The organism is Micrococcus sp. EWR3.9.1 (assembly GCF_052615555.1).
On record NZ_JBQXFD010000003.1, the window covers coordinates 20,375 to 46,745 of the forward strand.

A 26,371-nucleotide genomic window follows, 5' to 3' on the forward strand; every position below is an offset into this window, starting at 1 on the left:
CTGAAGATCAACGCACGACGGCCCCGTCACCCTCTGGGGTGACGGGGCCGTCGTGGTGAGTGGGGGAGGGGCTCAGCCGAGCAGGGCCGAGAACTCCTTCTCCAGCGCGGCCTTGGGCTTGGCGCCCACGGACTCGGCGACCTTCTCGCCGTTCTGGAAGCCCACGACGAGCGGGATGGAGGTGACGCCGTAACGCGCGGCGATGGCCGGGTTCTCGTCCACGTTGAGCTTGGCGATCACGGCCTTGCCCTCGTGCTCCACGGCCATGTCCTCCAGGACGGGCCCGAGCATGCGGCACGGGCCGCACCACTCGGCCCAGAAGTCCACGAGGACGGGCAGCTCGGACTGGAGGACCTTCTGGTCGAAGTCGGCGTCGGTGACGGTGATGGTGCTCATGGCAGCCTCCTGGGGTTTGTTCTGTGTCTGACGAGGGTGGACAGGGGTGTTATCGACATGATTCATGACGCTCCGTCAGGGGTCATGAGTCAGTGGCTCATGCCGGGTTCGCGTCCGACTCCGGGCCGGCCGGCGCGGCCTCCTCCACGTCGGCCACGGTCGCGAGGTAGTGCTCCACGTCCTGGGCGGCCACGCAGCCCGAGCCGGCGGCGGTGATGGCCTGGCGGTAGGTGTGGTCCGTGACGTCGCCGGCGGCGAAGACGCCCGGCTGGGAGGTCCGCGAGGACGGATGGTCGATGCGGATCGTGCCGTGCTCCGTGAGCTCCACCTGGCCCTGCACCAGGTCCGTGCGCGGGTCCTGGCCGATGGCGACGAACAGGCCGGTCACGTCCAGCGTGGACGCCTCGCCGGTGCGGGTGTCCCGCAGGCGGAGGGTGTTGACCTTGTCGTCACCCGTCACCTCCGTGACCTCGGTGTTCCAGCGGAACTCGATCTTCTCGTTCTCCATGGCCCGGTGGGCCATCACCTTGGAGGCGCGCAGCTCGTCCTTGCGGACCAGTACGGTCACCTTGGACGCGAACTTCGTGAGGAACAGGGCCTCCTCCATGGCGGAGTCGCCGCCGCCCACGACCGCGATCTCCTGCTCGCGGAAGAAGAAGCCGTCGCACGTGGCGCACCAGCTGACGCCGTGGCCGGAGAGGCGCTCCTCGCCGGGAACGCCGAGCTTCCGGTAGGCGGAGCCGGTCGTGAGGATGACCGCGTGGGTGCGCAGCTGGGTGCCGTCGCCGAGCGTGAGCACCTTGGGGTTCGACGTCAGGTCGGCCTGCACGACGTCGTCGTAGACCACCTCCGTGTTGAACCGGCGGGCCTGGGCCTCGAGGTTCGCCATCAGCTCGGGCCCCTGCACACCCTCCGGGAAGCCCGGGAAGTTCTCCACCTCGGTGGTGTTCATCAGCTCGCCGCCCGCGGTCACCGCCCCGGCCACCAGGACCGGGGAGAGCTCGGCGCGGGCGGTGTAGATCGCCGCGGTGTATCCGGCGGGGCCGGATCCGACGATCACGACGTTGTGGACGCTCTGGTCCTGGGCGGTGGGGGCCACGGGTTCCTCCAGTGGATCGGGGTGGTGGACGCTCCTCCAGGACAACGGCGGAGCCACGGGCGGGTATTCCGCGGTGCCGGGGCCGCGGTGCGACGACGTCCGGCGACGGCGGCCGGAAGGTCCGGCGCGCCGTCGCCCGGGCGCGGGGTCAGCGGACGGCGATCTCGCCGAAACGCAGGCCGAACGGGAGGTCCGACGTCGTGCCCTCCAGCTGGGGCAGCGAGGTGAGGCTGACGATCACGTACTCGGCCTCGGCCTCGGTGCCCTCGAACGGCACGGGGATGGAGACGGTGTCCTGGTCGAAGGTGCCGTTGCCGATCTCCTTGGCGTTCGCGCCCTCGGGGGAGTCGGCGATGTAGGCGAACCAGGCGCCACCGGTGGCCCCCGTGCTCTGCAGGGTCACCTCGTTCACCTCGGTGCGCTCCTCGAGCTGGACCACGAGGTTCATGCTCTCCACATAGCCGCCGAAGTTCGGCCGTGCGTAGGCGAAGGTGCGCCACACGGTGGTGGGGTCGCCGTCGATGAGGTTGCTCAGGTCCGCGTCGTGCTCGGCCTCGTGCTCCGGCAGGTCCGGCACCGAGCGCAGGGCCTGGACGGGCTGCGGGGCGGCCGCGGCGCTCTCGCTGGTCGGGGTGGGGGAGGGGCTGGTGCTCTCCGACGGCGACGGGGTGTCCGATGCGGACTCGGACGACGCAGACTCAGACTCGGACGACGCGGCCGCGGCCTGCGGGGCCGGCCCGCCGCGCAGGTTCTGGGCCAGCAGCACCCCGCCCACGACGAGTGCGGCCAGCAGGCCGAGCACGAGGAGCAGGGCCAGCGGACCGCCGCCGCGCGTGCGGCCGTTGCCGTCGCCCGGGTCGGCCACCGTGGCGCCGTCGTCGCCCCCGGTGGTGGCCGGGGCGGCCAGAGCATCCGGAGCCGCGGCGGCGGACGTCGAACCGGCAGCCGCCGCGGTGGCCCCCGTTGCGGCCCCGGCAGCCACCGGCGCGGCCGTGCTGCGGGACTCCTCGTGGACGGGCGGCGCGGACTCGGCCACGATCGCTCGGCGGGGGACGGGACGCTGGCGCCGCACGGGGATCGCCTCGGTGTCCGGGGCGACCGGCTCCGGCGCGTCGGTCTTCTCGGCCGCCACGGGCTCGACGGGCTCGGTGGGCGGCGTGGCCCCGTCGGCATCGGCGTCGGTGGCCTGCGCGGCGGCGGCCCCCGCCGCGACGGCCGGGAGTGCGGCGGTGCCCGCCTGGGCCTCGCGCTCCGCGGCCTCGCGTTCCTGGGCCGCGCGCTTCTCAGCCTCGCGCTCCGCGGCCTCCCGGGCCCGCTCCTCCTCGGCACGACGGCGGGCCTCGGCCCGGCGCTCGAGCTCGCGGCGCTCGGCCTCCTCCCGCTCCGCGGCCAGCCGGACCTGCTCGGCCTCCCGCTCGCGCGCGGCCCGCTCCTCAGCCTCCTGCTCCGCCTGGCGACGGGCGCGCTCGGCCTCGGCGCGGCGCTCCTCCTCGGCACGCTCCTCCGCCTCCCGACGCTCGCGTTCTGCGCGCTCGGCGGCCTCCCGTTCGGCGCGTGCCTTCTCCTCGGCCTCCTTGCGCTCCCGCTCGGCGCGCTCGGCGGCCTCCCGCTCCGCCCGCTCGCGCTCCTCCTGCTGCTTCCGGGTGGCGGCGTCCGCCGCGGCCAGGGCCGACGCCCCGGCGGCCGCCTTCGCCGCGGTGCCGTCGGAGGGACGGACCCGCTCGGCGAGGCGCTCGGAGAGGCGGTTCAGGAACCCGGGACGACGCTGGGCCTCGTGCTCGTCCGCGCGGAGCCGGCGGTCGAGGTCGGTGTAGTACGCCTCGTCGTCGTCGTAGGCGTGGGGGTCTCCGGTCCGCGACTCGCCGAACAGCTCGGAGCCGAGGCTGTCCGTCTGGAACGGCTCCACGTACAGCTCCTGCGGGTACGCCAGACCCAGCAGGACGTCCGGGTCGGGGTCCCCGCCGGCGATCAGGTACGTGCGGCCCTCGGACAGCCCCAGGTCGAGCACCTGCACGTCGTCGGTGCGCTCGCCCGTGGCCAGCTCCCGCGCGGACGAGGCCACCTGCGTGGCGTTCTCACGTGAGGCCACGAGCACGGTGACGCGGCGGTTGAGCACCTGGTCCGTGCCCAGGAACACCATGTCCTGGTCCGCGGACGTCACCACGTGCTGGGTGATGCGATAGCGGCCGCCCAGGACGGCGCCGACGGCGATGGGCTGGGGCACGGGCTCTTCTCCTGACGACGGGGTCGGAATCCGATGATACGTGGCGTGGCCGTCGCGGCCAGAGATCAGCCGACGCGCAGCAGACGACCCAGCGCCGGCACGCGGGCGACGAGCGGCCGGAGGGCGTCGTCCAGCTCGGGGAACCGCATGGCCCGCAGCACCATCAGGTACACCGGACCCATCGCCACGGCCGCCACCGCGCACGTGAGCAGCGCCGTCCCGATGGAGTTCCACGCGAACCCGCCGGTGTACCCGCCCAGCAGCCACACGACGACGACGCCCGCGGCCGCCGCGGCCAGCGCGGCCAGGCCGGTCTGGACGTGGGCACGCAGCACGGATGCGAGGCCGTAGTCCCCGAACCGGCGCACGGTGAGCACATGGGTCAGGACGAACTGGTACACGTACGAGACGGACGAGGCGACCGCGACCCACAGGGCCATGGACCACAGCGGCAGCAGCATCGCGCCCGCCCACGAGAGCAGCAGCATCAGGAGCGAGCCGCTGACCTGGACCACCATCGGCACCTTGGCGTCCTCGGCGGCGTAGAACACGCGCAGCAGGTAGAAGGAGCCCGAGCGGAACGGGATGGACAGCGCCAGCGCGAGCAGGACCGAGCCCACCGCGACGCCGGCCACCATCGCCGTCTCGGCCGTCGAGCCGAAGACGCGGCCCAGGGGGCCCGCCAGGACCACCACGCCGGCGAGGCAGAACATCAGCGGCACGGTGAACGCGCGCAGACCCTGCGCCGTCGTGCGTCGCACCGCGGACATGTCCTGGCGGCCCATGGCGCGGGCCAGCCGGTTGAAGAGCACGGTGGCCAGGGAGAGCACGAACACCGAATGGGGCAGCACGGCCATCAGCATCGCCATGTTGTACGCGGCCACACCGGGGATGGCCGCCTGCGCCATCTCGGCGCTCCAGGTCTCCGTGCCGGGGATGCGCAGCTCGCCGCGGTCGCGGGCCTCCGTGGCGGAGGTGACGTACCGCTGGCACAGCAGGAGCACCACGTTCGTGGCGACCATCGTGATCAGGGTGTACCCGGCGATCCGGCCGGTGTCCCGCAGGCCGATGCCCTTCCAGCCAAACCGCGGGCGCAGACCCAGGCCGAGCCCGCGCAGCGGCAGGAAGAGGATCACGGCCTGCAGCACGACGCCCAGGGTGTGGCCGCCGGCCAGCACGACCGTCTGTGCGCTCGTCCACCCGGCGAGGTCGTCCCCGGCCCGGTACGCCCCGAACATGCCCAGGTACAGCACGATCGCGCCGATCGCGACGACGTTGTTCAGCACCGGCGCCCACATGTAGGCGCCGAAGCGCCCGTTGGCGTTGAGCACCTGCCCCACCAGCGCGTACATGCCGTAGAAGAACACCTGGGGCAGACACCACAGGGCGAACACGGTGGCCATCTCGAGCTTCTCCGGCGACCAGCCGCGGGTCAGGGCCGTCATGAGCGGGGCCGCCGCCAGCATGACCACCACCGTGCCGGCGAGCATCACGAGCGTGCCGAGCGTCATCAGGCGGGAGGTGTAGTCCGCGCCCCGGTCGGCGTCGCGGGCGTGCTTGATCAGCTGCGGCACGAGCACGACGTTGAACACGCCGCCCACCAGGAGCAGGTAGATCACGTTCGGGAGGGAGTTGGCGATCTCGAAGATGTCGGCCATGTCCGCGGACAGGCCGATCGCCACCGTCACCAGCGTCGCACGGACGAGGCCCAGCACGCGGGAGAGGAGCGTGCCGGAGGCCATGATCGCGGTGGACCGGCCGGCGCGGCGCTCGCCCTCGGGGGTCTCGTCCGCGGGGTCCACGGCGGCCGGATCCGTGGCGGGGGCGGGGTCCGTCGTCGTCGGCTCCTCGTCGGCGACGCCGGCGTGGGCGGGGTCCTGCGCTCGGCGCGGGGCGGGTCTGCTGCTCAAGGGTCACCCAATCGTGGTCGGAAGGCCCCGTGCCGGGGGCGGTGGATCAGGGGCGGGGGCCCCGGGCACCGCCCGGGGGGAAGTGCTGGTCGACCACCTGGCGGGCCAGGTCGACGATCCGGCGCTCGTTGGCGAAGGAGAGGCGGCGCGCGACGTCCTCGAGGCGCACCCATGCGACGTCCACGGCCTCGTGGTCCGGGTCGTTCTCCGTGGTCAGCTCGCCGCCCGTGGCGCGCAGCAGGAAGTGGTGCACGGTCTTGTGGACGCGGTGCCGGGCGACTGTGAACCAGTAGTCGATCGCGCCGAGCGGCTCGAGGATGTGGCCGGCGATCCCGGTCTCCTCCTCCACCTCGCGCACGGCCGCCTGCCGGTGGTCCTCCTCGCCCTCGGGATGGCCCTTGGGCAGGCACCACTCGAGCCGGCCACCGCGGTTGTAGCGGGCGATCACGGCCACCTCGAGGCCGCCGTCGTGCTCGCGGACGATGACGCCGCCGGCGGAGACCTCCTCCACCGTGGGCAGGGAGGCGGCAGCGGCGGAACGGGGTCCCGCGGGGGCCGGGGTGACGGGGCGCAGAGGCGGCTGCGGCCGGCGACGCCACGCCCCCAGCGCGGAGGGCAGGGGGGCGCCCCGGTGCGCGGAGGGATCGGGGCGGGTCATGCCGTCAACTCTAGCCCGGCCCGCGCGGGCCCGTGCCGGGACCGTCTGGCACCCTTGTAGGCATCATGGATCTGACCACCGCCACCCACGCGCTGCCCCCCGGCTTCCCCGCGGACGCCACCCTGCCCGCCGTCGTCGTGGAGCTGGGGCGGAGGTTCGAGGCCGCCGGCCACGAGCTCTCCCTGGTGGGCGGCCCGGTCCGCGACCTCTTCCTGGGGCGGACGTCGCCGGACCTGGACTTCACCACGGACGCCGACCCGGACGCGTCCGAGGCCGTGGGCGCCGGCTGGGCGGACGCCACGTGGGACGTGGGACGGCGGTTCGGGACTATCGGCTTCCGCAAGGCCGGCTGGCAGCTCGAGGTCACCACCTACCGGGCCGAGCAGTACGACCCGGCCAGCCGCAAGCCGCAGGTGGCCTTCGGCGACAGCCTCGAGGACGACCTGCTGCGCCGCGACTTCACCGTCAACGCCATGGCCCTGCGCCTGCCCGCCCTCGAGCTCGTGGACCCCTTCGGCGGCATGCGGGACCTGCACGCCGGCGTGCTGCGCACCCCCGGCACCCCCGAGGACTCCTTCTCCGACGACCCGCTGCGCATGATGCGCGCCGCCCGGTTCGCCTCCCAGCTCGGCTTCGCCGTGGCCCCCGAGGTGGAGCAGGCCATGACCGCGATGGCGGAGCGGATCACGATCATCTCCGCCGAACGCGTCCGCGAGGAGCTCGTCAAGCTCGTGTGCGGTGCGCACCCGCGCGCCGGCCTCGACCTGCTCGTGCGCACCGGCCTGGCCGACCACGTCCTGCCCGAGCTGCCCGCCCTGCAGCTCGAGTCGGACGAGCACCACCGCCACAAGGACGTCTACGCCCACTCCCTGACCGTGCTGGAGCAGGCCATGGAGCTGGAGGGTGAGTACGCGCCGTCGACCCCCGACCCCGTGCTGCGCCTGGCGGCGCTGCTGCACGACGTCGGCAAGCCGGCCACGCGTCGCTTCGAGAAGGGCGGGGCCGTCACCTTCCGGCACCACGAGACCGTGGGCGCCAAGCTCGTCCGCAAGCGGCTGCGCGCCCTGAAGTTCGACAACGACACGATCAAGGCGGTGGCCCGCCTGGTGGAGCTGCACATGCGGTTCTACGGCTACGGCGACGCCGGCTGGACCGACTCCGCCGTCCGCCGGTACGCGCACGACGCCGGCGATCTGCTGCCCCGCCTGCACGCGCTGACCCGCTCGGACGTGACCACCCGCAACCGGCGCAAGGCCGAGCGGCTGGCCCACGCGTACGACGACCTCGAGCGGCGCATCGCCGAGATCGCCGAGGCCGAGGAGCTCGCGGCTGTGCGGCCGGACCTGGACGGGCAGCAGATCATGGCGCTGCTGGGGATCCGCCCGGGCCCGGTGGTGGGCCGGGCGTACACCCACCTGCTCGAGTGGCGCCTGGACGAGGGGCCGCACGAGCCGGCCGAGGCCGAGGCGGAGCTGCGGCGCTGGTGGGCCGAGCAGCCGGAGGCCCAGCAGGACTGAGGCGGCGCGGCGGACCTTCCACCCGTCGTCGGGCCGGGACCACACTGGCCGCATGGCTGAGAAGAAGACCGAGAAGAACGGCGCCCCCATGGGCCCCGGCACCTCCAACATCAAGGACCCCGAGGTCTACGAGACGCTGCGCCGCGAGGGCGCGAGCGAGGAGAAGGCCGCGCGGATCGCCAACGCCTCCGCCCGGGACGGCCGGGACGAGGTCGCCGAGCGCGGCGGCGAGGCCGGCTCCTACGAGGACTGGACCAAGGACGAGCTCGCGAAGCGGGCCCGCGAGCTCGACATCGAGGGCCGCTCCACCATGACCAAGGACGAGCTCATCGAGGCGCTGCGCGACCACTGACCGGCGCCCGCCCCCCGCTTCCGGGGCGGAAACCGGTGCTTTGGGAGCGGAATACCGCCGGAAACCGCCCCCAACCCGGTGGGGTGGGCGGGGATAGCCGGAGGCTTTGGCCCATCCAGGTCCGGATGGGATGATCGACCGCTGTGAGTTCCGACCAGCGCACCGCGCCCGTGCCCCGCCATGCCCTGTCGCCCCAGGACGGCGCGCCCGCCGTCAAGGTCGGCACACGGGTCAGTCGCGGCCCCGGCCGGGTGACCGCCCTCGACGGGCTGCGGGGGATCGCGGTGCTCGCCGTGCTCGTCTTCCACGCCTGGCCCACCTTCCTGCGCGGCGGGTTCGTGGGCGTGGACATGTTCTTCGTGCTCTCCGGCTTCCTCATCACCACCGGCCTGGTCCGTGGTGTGGACGCGGGCCGGGGCGTGGCGCTGGGCACCTTCTGGATGAAGCGCGTCCGGCGCCTCATCCCGGCCATGCTGATGGCGCTCGTGGGCACCACCGCGCTCGCGTGGCTGGCGGTGGACGAGTTCCCCGCGGGCCTGGGCCGCCAATGGTTCGGCGCCCTGACCTACACCAGCAACTGGGTGATGATCCTGCAGGGCGGGGACTACTTCAACCGCGCTTCCCCGCCACTGTTCGAGCACCTGTGGTCCCTGGCGATCGAGGAGCAGTTCTACATCCTCTGGCCCCTGCTCCTCTGGGGGCTGCTCCTGCTCACCTGGCCGCCGCGCAGCACGGTGAACTCGGGGCGGGTGGCGGACCGACGCCGCATCCTGGCGGTCGCGGTCGCGGCCGTGGCCTCCGCGGCGTGGATGGCCTGGGGCTCGTGGCACGGGTTCGAGCAGGCCCGCCTCTACTTCGGCACGGACACCCACGCCTTCGGCCTGCTGTTCGGCGCGTGCGTGGCGATCGGCCTGGCCCATGTGCCCCGGCCCGAGCACGGCGGCCCCGAGCCGCGGACCTCGGCCACGCGGGTGGCCGTCGCGTGGGGCGCCGTCGCGGTGCTCGCGGCGGGCTTCGCCCTGGTCGACGGCGGCCACGCGAGCACGTACCGCGGGGTGCTGGCGGGCCTGTCCGCCGTCGTCGCGTTCATCGTCTGGCACGTGGTGCAGGGTGACCGGCGCGACTCGCTCTCGCGCGTGCTGGGCAACAGGTTCCTGCGCTGGTGGGGGCGCCGCTCCTACGCCGCGTACCTGTGGCACTGGCCGCTGCTCGTGATCATGCGCGTGATGGTGCCCGTGGACGCCCCCGGGTGGGTCGAGCCCGTGGCCGCCGGCGCGATCCTGCTGCTGACCGCCCTGATCGCCGACCTGAGCACCCGGCTGATCGAGGAGCCCATCCTCCACGAGGGGTTCAGGGGCGCCTTCGGCCGCTGGGGCGCGGCCGCGCGGCGGGCGTTCACGGGCGGGGCCGGGCCGATCGGCCGGTTCGCGGCCGCCGCCACGGCGCTGGGGCTCGTGGCCGTGCCCGCGGCGGCCGTGGCCGCCGTGGTGCACTCGCCCGCGCAGACCCAGCTCGAGCAGGACATCGCCCAGGCGGAGGAGTCCCTCAAGGCCGCCGAGGCGGCGCAGCAGGCGGCCCGCGAGTCCCGCGCGGCGGAGCAGTCGAAGCGGGCCGAGGCGTCGGCCTCGGCCTCGCCCGGCTCGGCCGCCCCCGGGGACGCGGAGGACTCCGCCGGCGCGACGTCCTCGCCCGGATCGTCCGCCGAGCCGTCCGGGCTCGGGCTCGGCGACCCGGCCGTCACGCGCCCCACGTACTCCAAGGAGCAGCTCACCGCGGCCCTGCCGCCGTCCGAGCTCGGCCCGGACGTCACCCTGATCGGCGACTCCGTCTCGCTCTCGGCCGCGCCCACGCTCATGGAGCAGCTGCCGGGGATGCTGCTCGAGGCGGAGGTGGGCTACCAGATCTGGGACGCCGCGGACGAGCTCGAGAAGCTCGAGGCGGACGGCCAGCTGAGCGACGTCGTCGTGGTGGCCCTGGGCGCCAACGGCACCACCCATCGGGGCGACTGGGAGAAGATCCTGGCGGCCGTCGGCGAGGACCGGCTGCTCGTGCTCGTGGTGCCGCACGGCCCGATGGACTGGATCGCGGACGTGCAGGTGCAGATGGAGGCGCAGGCCGAGGCCCACCCGGACCGGATCGTCCTGGCGGACTGGGACGCCGCGGCGAAGCAGCACGTCACGGACTTCTCCGCCGACGGCGTGCACCCCCGCGCCGACGGCCAGGCCATGTACGCCCAGCTCGTCCGGCTCACCATCGAGGACCGGCTCGGCGCCCGGCGCTGAGCGCGGTGGCCGGGGCGGCACGCGCCCCCACGACGACGCCGGCCCGTCACCTCCACGGGGAAGGTGACGGGCCGGCGTCGTGCGCGGTCCGCGGGGACCGGGCGGGTCAGCGCTCGATGTCGCCGCGGATGAAGGCCTCCACGAGCTCGTGCGCCGCGTCGTCGTTGTGCTGCACGGGCGGGGACTTCATGAAGTAGGACGAGGCCGAGAGGATCGGGCCGCCGATGCCGCGGTCCAGGGCGATCTTCGCGGCGCGCACGGCGTCGATGATCACGCCGGCCGAGTTGGGGGAGTCCCACACCTCGAGCTTGTACTCGAGCGAGACGGGGGCGTCGCCGAAGTTGCGGCCCTCGAGGCGCACGAACGCCCACTTGCGGTCGTCGAGCCAGGCCACGTAGTCGGACGGGCCGATGTGCACGTCCTTCTCGCCCAGCTGCGCGGAGGTGTTGGAGGTGACGGCCTGCGTCTTGGAGATCTTCTTGGACTCCAGGCGCTCGCGCTCGAGCATGTTCTTGAAGTCCATGTTGCCGCCCACGTTGAGCTGGTAGGTGCGGTCCAGGGTGACGCCGCGGTCCTCGAACAGCTTGGCCATCACGCGGTGGGTGATGGTGGCGCCGATCTGGGACTTGATGTCGTCGCCCACGATCGGCACACCCGCGGCGGTGAACTTCTCGGCCCACTCCGGGGTGCCGGCGATGAACACGGGCAGGGCGTTCACGAACGCGACGCCGGCGTCGATCGCGGCCTGGGCGTAGTGCTCGGTGGCCCGCTGCGAGCCGACGGGCAGGTAGCAGACCAGCACGTCCACCTCCGCGTCGCGGAGGGCCTGGGCCACGTCCACGGGCTCGACGTCCGACTCCTCGATGGTCTCGGCGTAGTACTTGCCGAGGCCGTCCAGGGTGGGGCCGCGCTGGACGGTGACGTCCGCGTGGGGCACGTCCGCGATCTTGATGGTGTTGTTCTCGGAGGCGGTGATGGCCTCGGACAGGTCCAGGCCGACCTTCTTCGCGTCCACGTCGAACGCGGCCACGAACTCGAGGTCGGACACGTGGTAGTCGCCGAACTGCACGTGCATCAGGCCCGGCACCGTGTCCGTGGCCTTCGCCTCGCGGTAGTACTCCACACCCTGGATGAGGGATGTTGCGCAGTTGCCCACGCCGGCGATGGCGACGCGGATGGGGTTGGTGGCCACGGTCTGGTTCTCTCCTCGACTGTCCGGAACGGGTGCGGGCACGCGGGGCGCGCACAGGGGGCCCACACCGTTCGGCGAGGCGCTCACCCGGGGATCAACCCCGCCAGTCTACGACCGACGACGGCGGCCCCGCCCGTCCGGGGTCCGGGCGGCTTCCTAGGATGGGGGCATGAGACCGGCCCCCGCGCACGCCGCGACCCCCAGCGAGCCGCCCACTCACGCCGCGGACGGCACCCCGAGCGACGCCGTGACCGCCCCGGGCGCCCCCGCTGGGCGTTCCGCTGACAGCGCACCGTCCGGTGCCCTGCCCGCCCCCGGCGAGCGCGGCGGCCGCTTCCAGCTCGCCGGCGGCCTCGCGGCGAACGGCCCGGGGCGGGGGACCGGCTCCTGGGCCGGGCCCGTGGCGCTGACGGGGCTGCTGGTGGCTCTGGCCGCCGTCGTGACCGTGCTGCAGAAGTCACCGTGCCTGCTGCACGGCTGGGGCGCGCCGAACGTCTACTACGCGGGCTGCTATTCGGACTGGGCCGCGCTCTACGGCGGGCGCGGGTTCGCGGCGGACCCGTGGGCGCCGTTCCGGGAGGGCTCCACGTTCGAGTACCCCGTGCTGATGTCCGTCGTGGGCTCGGTGGCGGCCTGGATCACGCAGGCGCTGCCGTTCTCGCCGGAGCAGGGCACGGTGGTGTTCTGGCTCGTGAACCTCGGGTTCGTGGTGGTGCTGTGGGCCGTCGTCGCGGTGCTGACCGTCCGGATGGCGGGGCGCCGGTGGACGGACGGGATCATGGTGGCCGTGGCCCCGGGGATCGTGCTGGCCGGCACCATCAACTGGGACCTGTGGGCCGTGGCCCTGCTGGCGTGCGGCATGTACGCGTGGTCGCGCGGCCGGTCCCTGACGGCGGGGGTGCTGTTCGGCCTCGGCGCGGCCATGAAGCTGTATCCGCTGCTGATCCTGGGGCCGCTGCTGATCCTGGCGGTGCGCTCGCGGCGGTGGCGGCCGTTCCTGCTCGCGGCCGGAGGCACGGTGGCGGCGTGGGCGGCGGTCAACGTGCCGCTCATGGCGGTGAACTTCCAGGCGTGGTCCGTGTTCTTCACCTTCTCCGGCGAGCGCGGGCCGGGCCTGTCCAGCGTGTGGCACGCGTGGGACGTGACCGCCGCGCAGGCCGGGTGGGCGTTCGTGCCGGAGGACTCCCTCACCCTGCTGGCCTACGGGACCTTCGCGGTGTGCTGCCTGGGGATCTTCGTGCTCGGCGTGCGGGTGCGGCACACCCCGCGGCTGGCGCAGCTGACGTTCCTGGTGGTGGCGGCGTTCGTGCTCACCAACAAGGTGTACTCACCGCAGTTCGTGGTCTGGCTGATCCCGCTCCTGGCGCTCGCCCTGCCGCGCTGGCGGGACTTCTGGGTGTGGCAGACGGTGGAGGCGCTGCACTTCTTCGCCGTGTGGATGTACCTGGCCAAGGGGGTGGCCGAGACCCCGCCGCAGCACTCCATGGACGACTCCGTCTACGTGGCCGCGATCCTCGCGCACATGCTCGCGGTGCTGTGGCTGTGCGGGCGCGTCGTGTGGGAGATGCTGCACCCGGCGGAGGACCTCGTGAAGCGCGACCACGGCGGCCACCCGGACACCGACCCGCTCGCCGGCGCGTACGCAGGCCCGGCCCGGGGGCGCTCAGGCCAGCCGGCCGCGGTTCAGGCGTAGTCCCAGCGGTGGATCGGGCAGTCCGGGGACGACGGCGGCGCGCTCGTCCCCGCCTCGGCGGCGCCGCCCTCGCGGGGTGGCGGGCAGACGCACTGCGCCCCGGAGGCGGCCGTGGCCGCCTTCATCTGTTCGCGCCAGATCACGTGGGGGTCGGTGGCCGGGTCCGCGGCCGCGCCGGGGTGCGCCGGACGCGCGGCGCCGTCGTCGTGGGCGGGGGTGCGGGCCGCGTCCCCGTCCCGGGTGAAGCCCATCCGCACGATGGCCCAGCCGCCCACGGTCCACGCCACCAGGAGGAAGACCCCCACGGCGACGGCGATCATGATGTCCACGGCGGGCTCCTCCTGCGCTGACGGGGCGGGCGATGCGGCGGGCCCGCTTGCGGGCCAGGGTAGTCGGACGGGGTGGTGGGGGCGGTACGGTCGGGGCATGACCCCCGTGACCCGTGACACCGCCGCCGAGCTGCCCGCCCACCTGCGGGACCTGGCCGAGTTCGTGACCGCCTCGCCCTCCAGCTACCACGCCGCGGAGGAGGTCGCACGCCGCCTGGAGGCCGTCGGCTTCACCCGGCTGGACGAGACGGTCGACTTCCCGTCGGCCCCGGGCGGCTATGTGGTGGTGCGCGACGGCGCGGCGGTGGCCTGGATCGTGCCGACGGGCGCCGGGGCGCTGGGCCGGGCCGCGGGCGCTGAGCCGCGCGTGGCCGGGCCGGACGACGCGGGGCCGAGCGCCGGCGTCGTGCCGGTGTTCCGCGTGCTCGGCGCGCACACGGACTCGCCGGGGTTCAAGCTCAAGCCGAACCCGGCCACCGTCACGGCCGACGGCTGGGTGCAGGCCGGTGTCGAGGTGTACGGCGGCCCGCTGCTGAACTCGTGGCTGGACCGCGAGCTGCGGTTCACCGGGCGTCTCGCCCTCGACGACGGCACGCAGGTGCTCGCCGCGACCGGGCCCGTGGGGCGCATCCCGCAGCTGGCCATCCACCTGGACCGCGAGGTCAACGAGGGGCTGACGCTGAAGCGGCAGCGGCACACGAACCCCGTCGTGGGGGCGCTCGACCCGCGCGGCGAGGGCGCCGGCGCGACCGTGGCCGACGGTCTGGTCGCCCGCGTGCCCGGTGACGTGCTGACCGCGCTCGCGGCCGCCGCCGGCGTGGACCCGGCCGCGGTGCGCGGGCACGACGTCGTGGTGGCCGACGCCCAGGCGCCCGGACTCTTCGGGCTGGCGGGCGAGTTCTTCGCGTCGGGCCGGCTGGACAACCTGAGCTCGGTGCACGCGGGCCTCGTGGCGCTCGAGGAGTTGGCGCGCGAGCACGGCGGCGCCGAGGGGCCGATCGTGTACGAGGGGACCGTCGCGGGCGGGGTGGCCGGTGAGGCGTCCGGCGCCCCGGTGATCCCGCTGCTCGCCGCGTTCGACCACGAGGAGCTGGGGTCGGCGTCGCGGTCCGGGGCGGCCGGTCCGCTGCTCGAGGAGGTCATGGGGCGCGTGCTCGAGGCGCTCGGCGTGGCCGGGCAGGGCCGGGCGCGGGCGATCGCGGGGTCCTGGCTGCTGTCCGCGGACGCCGGCCACCTGGTGCACCCGAACTACGCCGAGCGGCACGATCCCGTGAACCACCCGCGCGTGAACCACGGCCCGCTGCTGAAGATCAACGCCAACCAGCGCTACGCCACCGACGCCGGGGGAGAAGCCGCGTTCGCCCGCTGGTGCGGCGTGGCGGGGGTGCCGTTCCAGGAGTTCGTCTCGAACAACGACGTCCCCTGCGGCTCCACCATCGGCCCGATCTCGGCGACCCGCCTGGGCATCCGGACCGTGGACGTGGGCCTGGGCCTGCTGTCCATGCACTCGGCGCGCGAGATGTGCGGCGTGCGGGATGTGGAGCATCTGACGGCGGCCGTGCGGGAGTTCTTCCGCGGGGTGTGAGGCTGCGCGTGGGGGGGCGAGCCAGAGATTTCTGCTCCTGGATGGCCCCGAGCCAGAGATTTCGGTCGTAGAAGCGGCCGGAAAACGACCGAATCATCTGGCTCGCGGGCTCGACGCGCGGGAGGCGCCCGCGCGGGTGGACGCGACGCCAGCGCCGCGCCAGTGCCCCTCCCTCGAACTGCTAGGATGGATCAGGTTGTCTGCGTGCCGCCGAAGAGCGCGGAGCATCACACGGACGACGAGCACAGAACCTCCTGCCGCGGAGAGACCGCGGCCGCAAGCCCAGAGGAGGTGGGTTCGCATGCGTGCTTATGAGCTGATGGTGCTGATCGACCCTGAGGTCGACGAGCGCACCGTGGAGCCGACCCTGAAGAAGTACCTCGAGGTCGTCACGAACGCCGGCGGCACCGTCGACAACATCGACGTGTGGGGTCGCCGCAAGACCGCCTACGAGATCCAGAAGAAGTCCGAGGCCATCTACGTGGTCGTCAACTTCCAGTCGGAGCCGGCCGCCACCCAGGAGCTGGACCGTCTGCTGAACCTCAACGAGACGATCCTGCGCACCAAGATCATCCGTCCGGAGGAGCAGAAGATCACCGCTGAGTGATCCTCGTACCGTGTCCGGAGGGTCTGAGAGCATCGGATCAGTCCCCGACGCCCCCACCGGAACCCCGCTGAGCAGTCCCGGATCCCCGGATCCGGTCACTGACCGGCAGAACCCCCGAAGACAGGAGTGACCATGGCAGGCGAGACCGTCATCACCGTGGTCGGCAACCTCACCGCCGACCCGGAGCTGCGCTTCACCCCGAACGGCGCGGCCGTCGCGAACTTCACCGTCGCGTCCACGCCCCGCACGTTCGACCGCCAGACCAACGAGTGGAAGGACGGCGAAGCGCTGTTCCTGCGCTGCTCGGTCTGGCGCGAGGCCGCGGAGAACGTGGCGGAGTCGCTGACCAAGGGCATGCGCGTGATCGTGCAGGGCCGCCTCAGGGCGCGCTCCTACGACGACCGGGACGGCAATCGTCGCACCAGCTGGGAGCTGGACGTGGACGAGGTCGGCCCGGCGCTGCGGTTCGCCACGGCCAAGGTCACCCGCGCCCAGCGCGGCGGCGGCGGCGGTGGCTTCGGCGGCGGCCAGCAGGGGGGCGGCTTCGGCGGCGCCCCGGCCGGCGGCGGCTTCGGGGGGAACAACGACGGCGGCTTCGGCGGCGCCCAGCAGGGCGGCGGTTGGGGCGGCCAGCAGCAGGGCGGCGGCCAGGCCGCGCCGCAGGACCCCTGGTCCGGCGGCGGTGGCGGCGGATGGGACACCCCGTCCTCCAACGAGCCCCCGTTCTGATCCTGCACTGACCGGGTGCGGCCCCCACGGCCGCGACGGACACGGAACACCACGGACCTCTCCGTCCGGGCGCACGTCGCCCGGAGGGCCGCCCCGGCGGCCCATCCCACCCGCGACCCGGCACCGCCGGGCCGCACTGCACACGGCCCCGTGTCCCGCACGGGACGCCGCGTGATCCCATCCCGCAGAACCGTTCTGCGGGCTCCAGAGAACTCTGAAGGAGCACCACGATGGCGAAGGCTGAACTCCGCAAGCCCAAACCGAAGTCCAACCCGCTCAAGGCCGCCAAGATCACCGAGATCGACTACAAGGACGTGGCCCTGCTGCGCAAGTTCATCTCCGACCGCGGGAAGATCCGTGCCCGTCGCGTGACCGGCGTGACCGTCCAGGAGCAGCGCAAGATCGCCCAGGCCGTCAAGAACGCCCGCGAGGTGGCCCTGCTGCCCTACGCCGGCGCCGGCCGCGGCTGATCGAGCGAGCGAAGGAAGGAACACCCAGATGGCAAAGCTCATCCTGACCCAGGAAGTGGCCGGTCTCGGCACCTCCGGTGACGTGGTCGAGGTCAAGAACGGGTACGCCCGCAACTACCTGCTCCCGCGCGGTTTCGCCACCGTGTGGACCAAGGGCGGGGAGAAGCAGGTCGAGTCCCTGCAGAAGGCCCGCGCGGCCCGCGCCGTGGCGAACCTGGAGGACGCGCAGGCCCAGGCCGCGCAGCTCCAGTCCGCCACCGTGAAGCTCGAGCGCACCGCCGGTGCGGAGGGCCGCCTGTTCGGCGCCGTCCAGACCGCCGACGTCGCCGAGGCGATCGAGGCCGCCGGCCTCGGCTCCGTGGACAAGCGCTCGATCACCCTGCCGGCGCACATCAAGTCCGTGGGCAACCACGAGGCCCAGGTCCGCCTGCACGAGGACGTCATCGCGACCGTCCAGCTGGTGGTCGTGGCCGCCAAGGCCAAGAAGTGATCATCCGCTTCTGAGCCCGTCGCGCACGCGACGCACCCGAGGCCCCGGTCTGCTCTTCACGAGCGGGCCGGGGCCTCGTGCCGTGGGGGAACATGGAGGTCATGCCCTCCGCCCCACCGTCCTCCGACCCCGCCGGCTCGACGGCGGCCCCGCGCCCGCCGCTGTGGACGCGCCCGTTCATCCTCGTCAGCGCCACCTACCTGTTCGTGGCGATGATCTTCTACACGCTCATGACCGCCATGGCGCTCTACGCCGTCACGTCCTTCGGCGCGTCGGACGCGGAGGCCGGCGTCGTGGTGGGGGCGTTCGTGCTGGGCGCGGTCCTCACCCGCATGACGACGACGCCCGCCACCTTCGCGTGGGGGCGGCGGCGGGTCCTGCTCGTCGCCTTGGCCTGCTACGTCCTCACGACGGCGGCGTACCTCTGGGCGGACTCCCTGGCCACGCTGACCGCGGTCCGGCTGCTCAACGGCATGTGCTTCGGCGCGGCCGGCACCGTGCTGGCCACGGCCGTGCAGCGGATCGTCCCGCCCGTGCGCCGCTCCGAGGGCACCGGCTGGTTCTCCACGTCCATGACGCTCGCGGGCGCCGTCGGGCCGATGGTGGCGCTGCAGCTGAGCACGGCCCTCGGCTACGACGCCCTGTTCCGGGCGTGCATCGGCTTCACGGGCATGGCCCTGCTGATCGCCCTGTTCCTGCGCGTGCCCGAGCCGCCGCTGACGGGCCGGTTCCGGCTGCACCGGGCGGACGTGTTCTCCGCGGAGGTGGCGCCGGCGGCGGGCGTGGCCCTGGCCTCCGGGTTCATGTACGGCGGCATCCTCGCGTTCATGGCCACGTTCGCGCAGCAGCAGGGCTACCCGGCGATGGTGCCGAGCCTGTTCTTCCTGCTCTTCGCCGCGGGCACCATCGTGGGCCGCGCCGTCCTGGGTGTGCTGCACGACCGGCACGGGGACAACGCCGTCGTCTACCCGATCCTCGCGGGCATGGCCGTCTCCTACGCGGTGCTGGCGCTGTGGCGGGAGCCGGCGGGCATGCTCGTGGCCGGCGCCCTGCTGGGGCTGACCTACGGGCCCGTGGTGAGCGTGTTCCAGACCATCGCGATCAAGGTGGTCCGGCCCACCGAGATCGGCGTCGCCACGGGCACGTTCTTCCTGCTCCTGGACCTCGGCACCGGCCTCGGCCCCATGGTGCTCGGCGCGGTGGTGGCCGCCGTCGGGATCCCGGTGATGTACCTGCTCTCCGGCGGCGTCGGGGTGGCGCTGCTGCTCTACTACCGGCTCGTGCACGGCGGCCGGGCCATCGCCCGGCGCCCGTCCCCGGCCTGAGCGGGGCGGCTCCGGCGCGCGGCCAACGCCCCGCGGCTGCTCATGCGTCCCATCCTCCGATGTGCACGAGGGCGTCGCCGCGGTGCACCAGGGGTGCCTCGGTGCGGCCGATGACCACGCCGGTCAGCTCGGCCTTCACGTGCGCGAGGCGGCGGCCGAACGAGTTGTAGAGCGCGCCGATCCGGTCCCCGGCGCTCACGCGTTCGCCGAGGGAGACGTCCAGGTGCACGAGGCCGTCCGCGCGGGCGCGCACCCACGTGGACTGCCACACCAGGTAGGGGGCGTCCTGCTCACCGTCGACGACGTCGGGGTGCACGGCCTCGGTGTCCTCGCCGGTGGCGTCGGTCGCCTCGGGCACGTCCGTGGTCCGCTCCTCGGGGACCTCGCCGGGCAGCGGGCCTGGGGCGTCGACGACGGCGTCCGGCCCGGGCTCGGTGAGCCCGACGTCCGCGGGGTCCACCATGTCCAGGGCCGCGAGCACGCGCAGGACCCCGTCCACGCCGGGGGCGATCGCGTACTCGTCGAACCGCCAGGCCTCGCCGGCCTCGTAGAGCAGCACGCGCGCGCCGGTCTCGCGGGCCGCGGCGCGCAGGGAGCCGTCCCGCAGGCGGGCGTGGAAGAGCACGGGCGCGCCGAACGCCTCGGCGAGCGCGCGGGTCTGGGGGTCCTCCAAGTCGCACCGGATCTGCGGCAGGTTGGAGCGGCGGTCCGCGCCGGTGTGCAGGTCGATGCCCACGGTGCAGCGGCCGATCACCTCGGTCATCATCAGGTGCGCGATGCGCGAGGCCAGCGAGCCCCGGGCGGAGCCGGGGAAGGAGCGGTTCAGGTCGCGGCGGTCCGGCAGGTAGCGGTCCCCGGCCATCACGCCGAGCACGTTGACGATGGGCACGGCCAGCAGGGTGCCGCGCAGCTGCGTGGGCTGTAGGCGCTCCAGGACGCGGCGGACGATCTCGACGCCGGCCACCTCGTCCCCGTGGATCGCGGCGGAGACCCACACGGTGGGCCCGTCCTCGCGGCCGTGCAGCACGTGCACGGGCAGGGTGACGTCCGCGCCCGTGACGAGCTGGGAGATCGGCAGGGACAGCTCGTGGCGGCGGCCTGCCGCCACCTCGACCCCGCCGAACGCGAAGGGGGCGCGGGCGGGGCGACGGCTCACGCGCGTCCCCGGTTCCGGCGCCGCACGCCGCGCGGCGGCTGCCCGCCCACGTACGAGGCGGCGGGGTCCACGAGGAGGCCGCCGGCGGCCAGCGCGGTGCGCCCCACGAGCATGCGGAAGCCCATCTCGTCCCGGTGGGTCAGGGTCACCTCGGCCTCGATCGTGCGGCCGGCCAGGGTCAGCGGCATCACGACGACGACGCGCTCCTGCGCCTCGCCGTTCGAGGAGCGGACCGTGCGCAGGTCGGCCACCGGCAGCTCGGCCGTCCGCGCGTCCGCGGCCGAGGTCTGCCACGGGTGCACCTCGAACCGGACCCACGCGGCGCCGTCGCGGGTGAACCGCTCGATGCCGAAGGCGTGGAGCGCCGAGGTGCGGGCGCCGGTGTCGATCTTGGCCTTGATCCAGGGGGTGTGGGCGGCGGGCAGGCCGACCCATTCGCGCCAGCCCACCAGACCCGGGCGAGCGGCGCCGTCGTCGGTGGCGGGCGCGCCGTGGGGGGCCGGGGCCGTGTGCTTAGATTCAGACACGCCCCTCATCCTCCCAGGAAAGCGGTCATGAAGCTCGCCATCCTCTCCCGTTCCCTGCGCGCCTACTCGACGCAGCGGCTCAAGACCGCGGCGCTCGAGCGCGGCCACCAGGTGAAGGTCCTGGACACCCTGCGCTTCGGCATCGACCTCAGCTCGGACGAGCCCGATCTGATGTTCCGCGGCCGCCCCCTCTCCGGCTACGACGCCGTGCTGCCGCGCATCGGCAACTCGGTGACCTACTTCGGCACCGCCGTGGTGCGCCAGTTCGAGCAGATGGACGTCTACACGCCCAACACGGCCGCCGGGATCATGAACTCGCGGGACAAGCTGCGGGCCACGCAGATCCTCTCCCGCCACGAGATCGACATGCCCGCCACCGTGTTCGTGCGCAACCGCGGCGAGGTCTCCACGGCGATCGACATGGTGGGCGGGGCGCCCGTGGTGATCAAGCTGCTCGAGGGCACCCAGGGCATCGGCGTGATCCTGGCGCCGACCAAGAAGGTGGCCGAGGCGATCATCGAGACGCTGCACGGCACCAACCAGCAGGTGCTCATCCAGCGGTTCGTGGAGGAGTCCAAGGGCACGGACATCCGCGCGCTCGTGGTGGGGGACCGCGTGGTGGCCGCGATGCGCCGCCGGGCCCAGGGGGACGAGTTCCGCTCCAACGTGCACCGCGGCGGCACCGTGGAGCGCGTCGAGCTCTCGCCCGAGTACGCGGAGACCGCCGTGCGCGCCGCCCACATCATGGGCCTGCGCGTGGCCGGCGTGGACATGCTCGAGGGCGAGCACGGCCCGCTGGTCATGGAGGTGAACTCCTCCCCGGGGCTGCAGGGCATCGAGGCCGCCACGGACCTGGACGTGGCCGGCGCGATCATCGACTACGTGGCGGACCAGGCCGGCTTCCCGGACATCGACGTGCGCCAGCGCCTGGCCGTGTCCACCGGGTACGGCGTCGGTGAGATCACCGTGCACGCCGGCTCCGGCTGGGTGGGCCAGTCCATCGAGGACTCCGGGCTGCTCGCGAAGGACCTGCAGGTGCTCACCCTGCACCGCGGCACCTGCGTGTTCCCCAACCCCGCGGACACCAAGGTCCTCGAGGAGGGCGACCGGCTGCTCTGCTTCGGCAAGACCGAGAACATGCGCGCCCTCATCCCCGCCCGCGCCCGCCGCCCCAAGCGCGTGCGGAAGCTGCCGGCCACCCCGATCCTCGCCTCCGTCGCCGAGGAGGCCCCGGCGCCCGAGGCGCCCGCCGACGACGCCTGAGCCCGGGCGCGGGGCTCAGCGGGCCGGGGCGAACGCGCCGATGCCCGTGAGGTGCCGGCCGAGCGTGAGCTGGTGGACCTCGTCCGTGCCCTCGTAGGTGCGCACGGACTCGAGGTTGTTCGCGTGCCGCAGCGGCGAGTGGTCCAGGGTGATGCCGTTGCCGCCGAGCATCTCGCGGGCCTCCCGGGCGATGCCGATGGCCACGCGGCAGTTGTCCAGCTTGCCGGCGGAGATCATGGCGGGGGTGAGCGGGCCGGCGTCCTTGGCGCGACCGATCTGGTGCGCCAGCAGGTAGCCCTTCCCGATGGCCACGGCCATGTCCGCGAGCTTGGCCTGCGTCAGCTGGTGGGAGGCCAGCGGCACCCCGAACTGCTGCCGCTGCACCGCGTAGTCGAGGACGGCGTCGAAGGAGTCGCGGGCGGCGCCCATCGCGCCCCAGATGATCCCGTAGCGGGCCTCGTTGAGGCACTGGAAGGGGCCCTTGAGCCCGACGGCGGAGTCGGCCGGCAGCATCGCGGAGGCGGGCAGGCGCACGCCGTCGAGGTGGATCTCGCACTGCACCGAGGCCCGCATGGACAGCTTCTGCGTGATCGCCTCGGCGCGGAATCCGGGGGTGTCCGTGGGGACCACGAAGCCGCGCACCCCGCGCCCGTCGCCGGGCTCGCCGGTCTGCGCCCAGATGATCGCGACGTCGGCCAGCGTGGCCAGCCCGATCCAGCGCTTGACCCCGTCGAGCACCCAGTCGCCGCCGGGCTCCTGGCGGGCCGTCGTCGTCATGGAGGCCGGGTCCGAGCCGGCGCCCGGCTCGGTGAGGCCGAAGCAGCCGACCGCCTCGCCGGTGGTCATGCGCGGCAGCCACTGCACCTTCTGCTCCTCGGAGCCGTGCTTGTGGATCGCGCCCATCGCGAGCGAGCCCTGCACGGAGACGAAGGTGCGCAGGCCGGAGTCGCCGGCCTCGAGCTCCTGGGCGGCGAGGCCGTACTCCACCGCCGAGCGGCCGGGCATGCCGTGGCCCTCGTAGGGCATCCCGAGCACGCCGAGACGGCCCAGCTCGGGGACGATCTCGCGCGGGAACACCGCGTCGTCGTACCAGCGGGCGATGTGCGGGCGGATGTGCTCGTCCACGAAGCCGCGCACCTGCAGCGCGACGGCCTTCTCCTCGGCGGAGAACAGGGAGTCCAGGCCGACGACGTCGGCGCGGCCGAGGAACGAGTCGGCTTCGGCGTGGAACGGGATGGTCATGGCGGGGGTCCTCTCTGCGGGGTGGTCAGCGGGCGTCGAGCCAGGTGTTGACGGCCGCGGTGTCCGCGCCGAGCGCGGGCGGCGCGTTGCACGGGTGCGCGACGGGCGGGTCCCACTGCACCGGGTGGCGGAACTGCCGGCCGGCGGGGGCGCCGGAGCGGTCCTGGACCTCGACGGTCGGCTCGAGGCCGAGGGACTCGGCCAGCTCGACGCCCTCGGCGACGCTGGACACGAGGCCGGCCGGGAGCCGCTCGGCCTGCAGCACGTCCCGCCAGTGGGCCGCCGTCTGCGCCGAGAGCGCGTCCTCCAGGGCGGTGCGCAGCTCCTCGCGGTGCTCGACGCGGTCTGTGTTCGTGGCGAAGCGCGGGTCCTCGGCGAGTTCGGGGACGCCGAGGGCCGCGGCGAAGGTGCGGAACTGCGCGTCGTTGCCGATGGCGACGGCGAGCGGCGCGTCCCGGCACGCCAGCAGCTGATAGGGGGCGATCGAGGGGTGGTCGTTGCCCATCCGCCGCGGGACGACGTCGGCGCCGAGCCATGCCTGGCCCTGGTTGGCGAGCGCCCCCTGCAGCGAGGAGAGCAGGTTCAGCCGCAGGTGCGCGCCCTCCCCGGTGCGCTCGCGGCGCAGCAGGGCGGCGAGCACGCCGGCGGTGAGGTCCTTGGCCGTGAGCACGTCCACCAGGGCGACGCCCGCCTTCATCGGGGCGTCCGGTTCGCCGGTGATGCTCATGAGCCCGCCCGCGGCCTGGACGATGAAGTCGTAGCCGGGCAGGTCCCGGCCCTCGCGGTCGCCGAAGCCGGAGACGGCGGCGTAGACCACGGACGGGTTCTCCCGCGCGACGTCGTCGTAGCCCAGGCCGAGGCGCTCCATGGTGCCGGGCTTGAGGTTGTGGACCACGACGTCGGCCCGGGCGGCCAGGGCGGCGGCCCGCCGCTGGTCCTCGGGGTCCTTCAGGTCCCAGCCGACCGACTCCTTGTTGCGGTTCACGGACTCGAAGTAGGTGGCGCCCGTCGCCGAGCGGGGCGGGGCCCAGCCGCGGGTGTCGTCGCCGCGCTCGGGGTGCTCCACCTTGATGACGCGGGCCCCGAGGTCCGCCAGCGTCATGGTGGCGAGCGGGCCGGCGAGGACGCGGGAGAAGTCGGCGACGAGGACGCCGTCGAGCGGGAGCGAGGCCGGGGAGGGGGCGGTGGTGGCCGGGGGCACGGCGGACTCCTCACTGTGGCGGACGACACGACGACGGGTTCCACCCAAGCACCGTGCTCGCGTTCCGTCCAATGACTCTGGGGCGGGTCACTGACGTGCGTGAGTCATCGGTGCCGGGCGGTCCGGGGCGGCCGGGAGAGGAGGGCACGGGGAGGACCCGGGGCCGCGGGCAGACGCTGTCAACTTCGCCGTCCCCAGATCCGGGCACCTTGTCCACAGGAGTTGTCCACAGATGTGGAGGGTGTGGACGATGGTGTGGATAGGCGTGTACCAGGCGGTGTGATGAGGGCGCAAACGAGGGTGCTGTCAAGTCCCGCGGCCGGGGCCAAAGGGGGGTGGAGAATCTTCCTCCACAGCGCTGGGGATCGCATCGTCCCAGGTCAGAGCCGGATTCTGGGACTGGCCGAGCGGTTGTCCCCAGCGTGGTCCCCAGGCGATCCACACGACACGCCGCCGAATCCACACGTTGTCCACAAGGCCTGTGGGAAACGCGGTTGCCCAGCCTCCACGGCGCGCGTAGTGTCGCGTGGTATCCCCAACGCGAGGGCGGGTATTGGCCGCAGGTGACCACTGACAGGCGCGCATCCGCTCAGACCGTCGCCCCGGGGACCGTCGCACCGTCCGCCTGCAGGAGGGTGCGGCGGCACGGGCGGTGACAACAGAGGAATCAGGGCCGGGAAGACCGGCGAGGGCCGCCGTCGTGCGGGCTGTGGGAAGGGAGTCTCCGGACGTTGACTGAGAACTACGGAGACTCGGGCTCCTACGACGGCGGCCGTTCCTCTGAACGCTTCCTGCCGCCCCAGGACCTGGAGGCGGAGCGCTCGGTGCTGGGCGGCATGATGCTCTCCAAGGACGCGATCGCGGACGTGGTGGAGCTGCTGCGCGGCCACGACTTCTACCGGCCCAGCCACGAGATGATCTACGAGGCGATCATCGACCTCTACGGCCGTGGTGAACCCGCGGACGCCGTCACGGTGGCGGACCTGCTGAACAAGCGCCAGGAGCTCAGCCGCGTGGGCGGCCCCGCCGTGCTGCACGAGCTGATCCAGTCCGTGCCCACCGCCGCCAACGCGAGCTTCTACGCGGAGATCGTGGCGGAGAAGGCCGTCCTGCGGCGCCTCGTGACCGCCGGCACCAAGATCACCCAGCTGGGGTATCAGGGCGACGGCGAGGTCGAGGAGATCGTCAACGAGGCGCAGTCCGAGATCTACAAGGTGGCGGAGAACCGCCAGTCCGAGGACTACGTGCGCCTCGCGGAGATCATGGAGCACGCCGTCGACGAGATCGAGGCGGCCGGCAACCAGGGGGAGGGCCTGACGGGCGTCCCCACCGACTTCTACGACTTCGACGAGCTGACGCAGGGCCTGCACGGCGGGCAGATGATCGTGATCGCGGCGCGCCCCGCCGTCGGAAAGTCCACGCTCGCGCTGGACTTCGCGCGGGCCGCGGCCATCCACCACAACATGGCCACCGTGTTCTTCAGCCTCGAGATGGGCAAGAACGAGATCGCCATGAGGCTCTTGAGCGCCGAGGCGACGATCGCGCTGCAGGACCTGCGCAAGGGCACCATCCGGGACGACCAGTGGTCCAAGATCGCCGCGACCGTGGGGCGGCTGAACGAGGCGCCGTTCTTCATCGACGACTCGCCCAACATGACCATGATGGAGATCCGCGCCAAGTGCCGGCGGCTCAAGCAGAAGAGCAACCTCAAGATGGTGGTGCTGGACTACCTGCAGCTCATGAGTTCGGGCAAGAAGGTGGAGTCCCGTCAGCAGGAGGTCGCTGAGTTCTCCCGCGCCCTCAAGCTGCTGGCCAAGGAGCTCGACGTGCCGGTGATCGCGTTGAGCCAGTTGAACCGTGGGTCCGAGCAGAGGACGGACAAGCGGCCGCAGGTGTCCGACCTGCGCGAGTCCGGCTCGATCGAGCAGGACGCGGACATGGTGATCCTGCTGCACCGCGAGGACGTGTACGACAAGGAGTCCCCGCGCGCCGGCGAGGCAGACCTGATCGTGGCGAAGCACCGCAACGGGCCGACGAAGACCATTGTGGTGGGGTTCCAGGGGCATTACAGTCGGTTCAGTAACCTCGCACAGGATGGCGGGGGGAGTGGTGGTTTTTAAGCGT

23 protein-coding genes are annotated in these 26,371 nt (G+C 73.2%); 12 read left to right on the top strand and 11 right to left on the bottom strand.

Annotated elements, in window-relative coordinates; all coding sequences use genetic code 11:
- Nucleotides 1-72: 72 nt before the first annotated feature.
- The 5 genes from trxA to ACUJ8O_RS02765 all read right to left on the bottom strand — a co-directional run bounded on the left by trxA (nucleotide 73) and on the right by ACUJ8O_RS02765 (nucleotide 6,287).
- Nucleotides 73-462 (bottom strand): thioredoxin, encoded by a 390-nt coding sequence (gene trxA, locus ACUJ8O_RS02745; RefSeq protein ID WP_323662986.1) that lies wholly within the window; start codon nucleotides 460-462, stop codon nucleotides 73-75.
- A 31-nt stretch (nucleotides 463-493) separates the two neighbouring features.
- Nucleotides 494-1,495 carry a thioredoxin-disulfide reductase gene (gene trxB, locus ACUJ8O_RS02750; RefSeq protein ID WP_101967584.1) on the bottom strand — a complete coding sequence of 334 codons (1,002 nt, stop codon included), beginning with the start codon at nucleotides 1,493-1,495 and terminating at the stop codon, nucleotides 494-496.
- A gap of 148 nt (nucleotides 1,496-1,643) precedes the next feature.
- Nucleotides 1,644-3,719, bottom strand: a complete 2,076-nt coding sequence (locus ACUJ8O_RS02755; RefSeq protein ID WP_445373122.1) for a hypothetical protein — start codon at nucleotides 3,717-3,719, stop codon at nucleotides 1,644-1,646.
- A 65-nt stretch (nucleotides 3,720-3,784) separates the two neighbouring features.
- Entirely contained in the window at nucleotides 3,785-5,629 is a 1,845-nt protein-coding gene (murJ, locus tag ACUJ8O_RS02760; RefSeq protein ID WP_002857806.1) for a murein biosynthesis integral membrane protein MurJ, read from the bottom strand.
- 46 nt (nucleotides 5,630-5,675) lie between these two features.
- A complete protein-coding gene (locus tag ACUJ8O_RS02765; RefSeq protein ID WP_041102508.1) occupies nucleotides 5,676-6,287 on the bottom strand; it encodes an NUDIX hydrolase in 612 nt (203 codons plus the stop codon).
- 65 nt (nucleotides 6,288-6,352) lie between these two features.
- Between ACUJ8O_RS02765 and ACUJ8O_RS02770 the strand changes: the two genes are divergently transcribed.
- The 3 genes from ACUJ8O_RS02770 (at nucleotide 6,353) to ACUJ8O_RS02780 (ending at nucleotide 10,438) form a co-directional block, all read left to right on the top strand.
- Nucleotides 6,353-7,804 carry a CCA tRNA nucleotidyltransferase gene (locus tag ACUJ8O_RS02770; protein ID WP_049145039.1) on the top strand — a complete coding sequence of 484 codons (1,452 nt, stop codon included), beginning with the start codon at nucleotides 6,353-6,355 and terminating at the stop codon, nucleotides 7,802-7,804.
- A gap of 52 nt (nucleotides 7,805-7,856) precedes the next feature.
- The gene (locus ACUJ8O_RS02775) at nucleotides 7,857-8,156 is read left to right on the top strand and encodes a DUF7218 family protein (RefSeq protein ID WP_115165600.1); all 300 of its coding nucleotides are present in this window, start codon (nucleotides 7,857-7,859) and stop codon (nucleotides 8,154-8,156) included.
- A 143-nt stretch (nucleotides 8,157-8,299) separates the two neighbouring features.
- Entirely contained in the window at nucleotides 8,300-10,438 is a 2,139-nt protein-coding gene (locus ACUJ8O_RS02780; RefSeq protein ID WP_445373123.1) for an acyltransferase family protein, read from the top strand.
- A gap of 106 nt (nucleotides 10,439-10,544) precedes the next feature.
- Here ACUJ8O_RS02780 and ACUJ8O_RS02785 read toward each other — a convergent pair whose 3' ends face one another.
- Nucleotides 10,545-11,630: an inositol-3-phosphate synthase gene (locus ACUJ8O_RS02785; protein ID WP_144819071.1), complete on the bottom strand. Its 1,086-nt coding sequence runs from the start codon at nucleotides 11,628-11,630 to the stop codon at nucleotides 10,545-10,547.
- 169 nt (nucleotides 11,631-11,799) lie between these two features.
- Between ACUJ8O_RS02785 and ACUJ8O_RS02790 the strand changes: the two genes are divergently transcribed.
- A complete protein-coding gene (locus tag ACUJ8O_RS02790; RefSeq protein WP_445373124.1) occupies nucleotides 11,800-13,323 on the top strand; it encodes a glycosyltransferase family 87 protein in 1,524 nt (507 codons plus the stop codon).
- Here the strand turns inward: ACUJ8O_RS02790 and ACUJ8O_RS02795 are convergent.
- Entirely contained in the window at nucleotides 13,314-13,643 is a 330-nt protein-coding gene (locus tag ACUJ8O_RS02795) for a hypothetical protein (RefSeq protein ID WP_257997765.1), read from the bottom strand. The genes ACUJ8O_RS02790 and ACUJ8O_RS02795 overlap by 10 nt on opposite strands.
- Before the next feature lie 106 nt (nucleotides 13,644-13,749).
- Between ACUJ8O_RS02795 and ACUJ8O_RS02800 the strand changes: the two genes are divergently transcribed.
- From ACUJ8O_RS02800 to ACUJ8O_RS02825, 6 genes are all read left to right on the top strand, one after another.
- Nucleotides 13,750-15,237 (top strand): M18 family aminopeptidase, encoded by a 1,488-nt coding sequence (locus tag ACUJ8O_RS02800; protein ID WP_445373125.1) that lies wholly within the window; start codon nucleotides 13,750-13,752, stop codon nucleotides 15,235-15,237.
- 301 nt (nucleotides 15,238-15,538) lie between these two features.
- Nucleotides 15,539-15,844, top strand: coding sequence for a 30S ribosomal protein S6 (rpsF, locus tag ACUJ8O_RS02805; protein ID WP_002857790.1), 306 nt, complete (start codon nucleotides 15,539-15,541; stop codon nucleotides 15,842-15,844).
- 132 nt (nucleotides 15,845-15,976) lie between these two features.
- Nucleotides 15,977-16,573, top strand: a complete 597-nt coding sequence (locus ACUJ8O_RS02810) for a single-stranded DNA-binding protein (protein WP_044659956.1) — start codon at nucleotides 15,977-15,979, stop codon at nucleotides 16,571-16,573.
- Between the two features lie 230 nt (nucleotides 16,574-16,803).
- Nucleotides 16,804-17,043 (top strand): 30S ribosomal protein S18, encoded by a 240-nt coding sequence (rpsR, locus tag ACUJ8O_RS02815; protein ID WP_002857788.1) that lies wholly within the window; start codon nucleotides 16,804-16,806, stop codon nucleotides 17,041-17,043.
- A 28-nt stretch (nucleotides 17,044-17,071) separates the two neighbouring features.
- Nucleotides 17,072-17,533 carry a 50S ribosomal protein L9 gene (gene rplI / locus ACUJ8O_RS02820; protein ID WP_020621886.1) on the top strand — a complete coding sequence of 154 codons (462 nt, stop codon included), beginning with the start codon at nucleotides 17,072-17,074 and terminating at the stop codon, nucleotides 17,531-17,533.
- A 101-nt stretch (nucleotides 17,534-17,634) separates the two neighbouring features.
- The gene (locus tag ACUJ8O_RS02825) at nucleotides 17,635-18,858 is read left to right on the top strand and encodes an MFS transporter (protein WP_371506789.1); all 1,224 of its coding nucleotides are present in this window, start codon (nucleotides 17,635-17,637) and stop codon (nucleotides 18,856-18,858) included.
- 40 nt (nucleotides 18,859-18,898) lie between these two features.
- Here ACUJ8O_RS02825 and ACUJ8O_RS02830 read toward each other — a convergent pair whose 3' ends face one another.
- Nucleotides 18,899-20,014: a succinylglutamate desuccinylase/aspartoacylase family protein gene (locus tag ACUJ8O_RS02830; protein WP_445373126.1), complete on the bottom strand. Its 1,116-nt coding sequence runs from the start codon at nucleotides 20,012-20,014 to the stop codon at nucleotides 18,899-18,901.
- On the bottom strand, nucleotides 20,011-20,541 hold the full coding sequence (locus ACUJ8O_RS02835; protein WP_036338493.1) for an ATP-dependent zinc protease family protein: 531 nt from the start codon (nucleotides 20,539-20,541) through the stop codon (nucleotides 20,011-20,013). Before ACUJ8O_RS02835 ends, ACUJ8O_RS02830 begins: the two co-directional genes overlap by 4 nt.
- 27 nt (nucleotides 20,542-20,568) lie before the next feature.
- On the opposite strand from ACUJ8O_RS02835, the gene rimK reads away from it, so the two are divergent.
- Complete coding sequence (rimK, locus tag ACUJ8O_RS02840) at nucleotides 20,569-21,804, top strand: 30S ribosomal protein S6--L-glutamate ligase (RefSeq protein ID WP_123243984.1); 1,236 nt, start codon at nucleotides 20,569-20,571, stop codon at nucleotides 21,802-21,804.
- Nucleotides 21,805-21,819: 15 nt separating this feature from the next.
- On the opposite strand, the gene ACUJ8O_RS02845 is transcribed toward rimK, so the two are convergent.
- On the bottom strand, nucleotides 21,820-23,046 hold the full coding sequence (locus tag ACUJ8O_RS02845) for an acyl-CoA dehydrogenase family protein (RefSeq protein ID WP_323662995.1): 1,227 nt from the start codon (nucleotides 23,044-23,046) through the stop codon (nucleotides 21,820-21,822).
- A 25-nt stretch (nucleotides 23,047-23,071) separates the two neighbouring features.
- Nucleotides 23,072-24,247, bottom strand: coding sequence for a CaiB/BaiF CoA transferase family protein (locus tag ACUJ8O_RS02850; RefSeq protein ID WP_323662996.1), 1,176 nt, complete (start codon nucleotides 24,245-24,247; stop codon nucleotides 23,072-23,074).
- 731 nt (nucleotides 24,248-24,978) lie between these two features.
- Between ACUJ8O_RS02850 and dnaB the strand changes: the two genes are divergently transcribed.
- A complete protein-coding gene (dnaB, locus tag ACUJ8O_RS02855) occupies nucleotides 24,979-26,367 on the top strand; it encodes a replicative DNA helicase (RefSeq protein ID WP_036338505.1) in 1,389 nt (462 codons plus the stop codon).
- Nucleotides 26,368-26,371 lie beyond the last annotated feature (4 nt).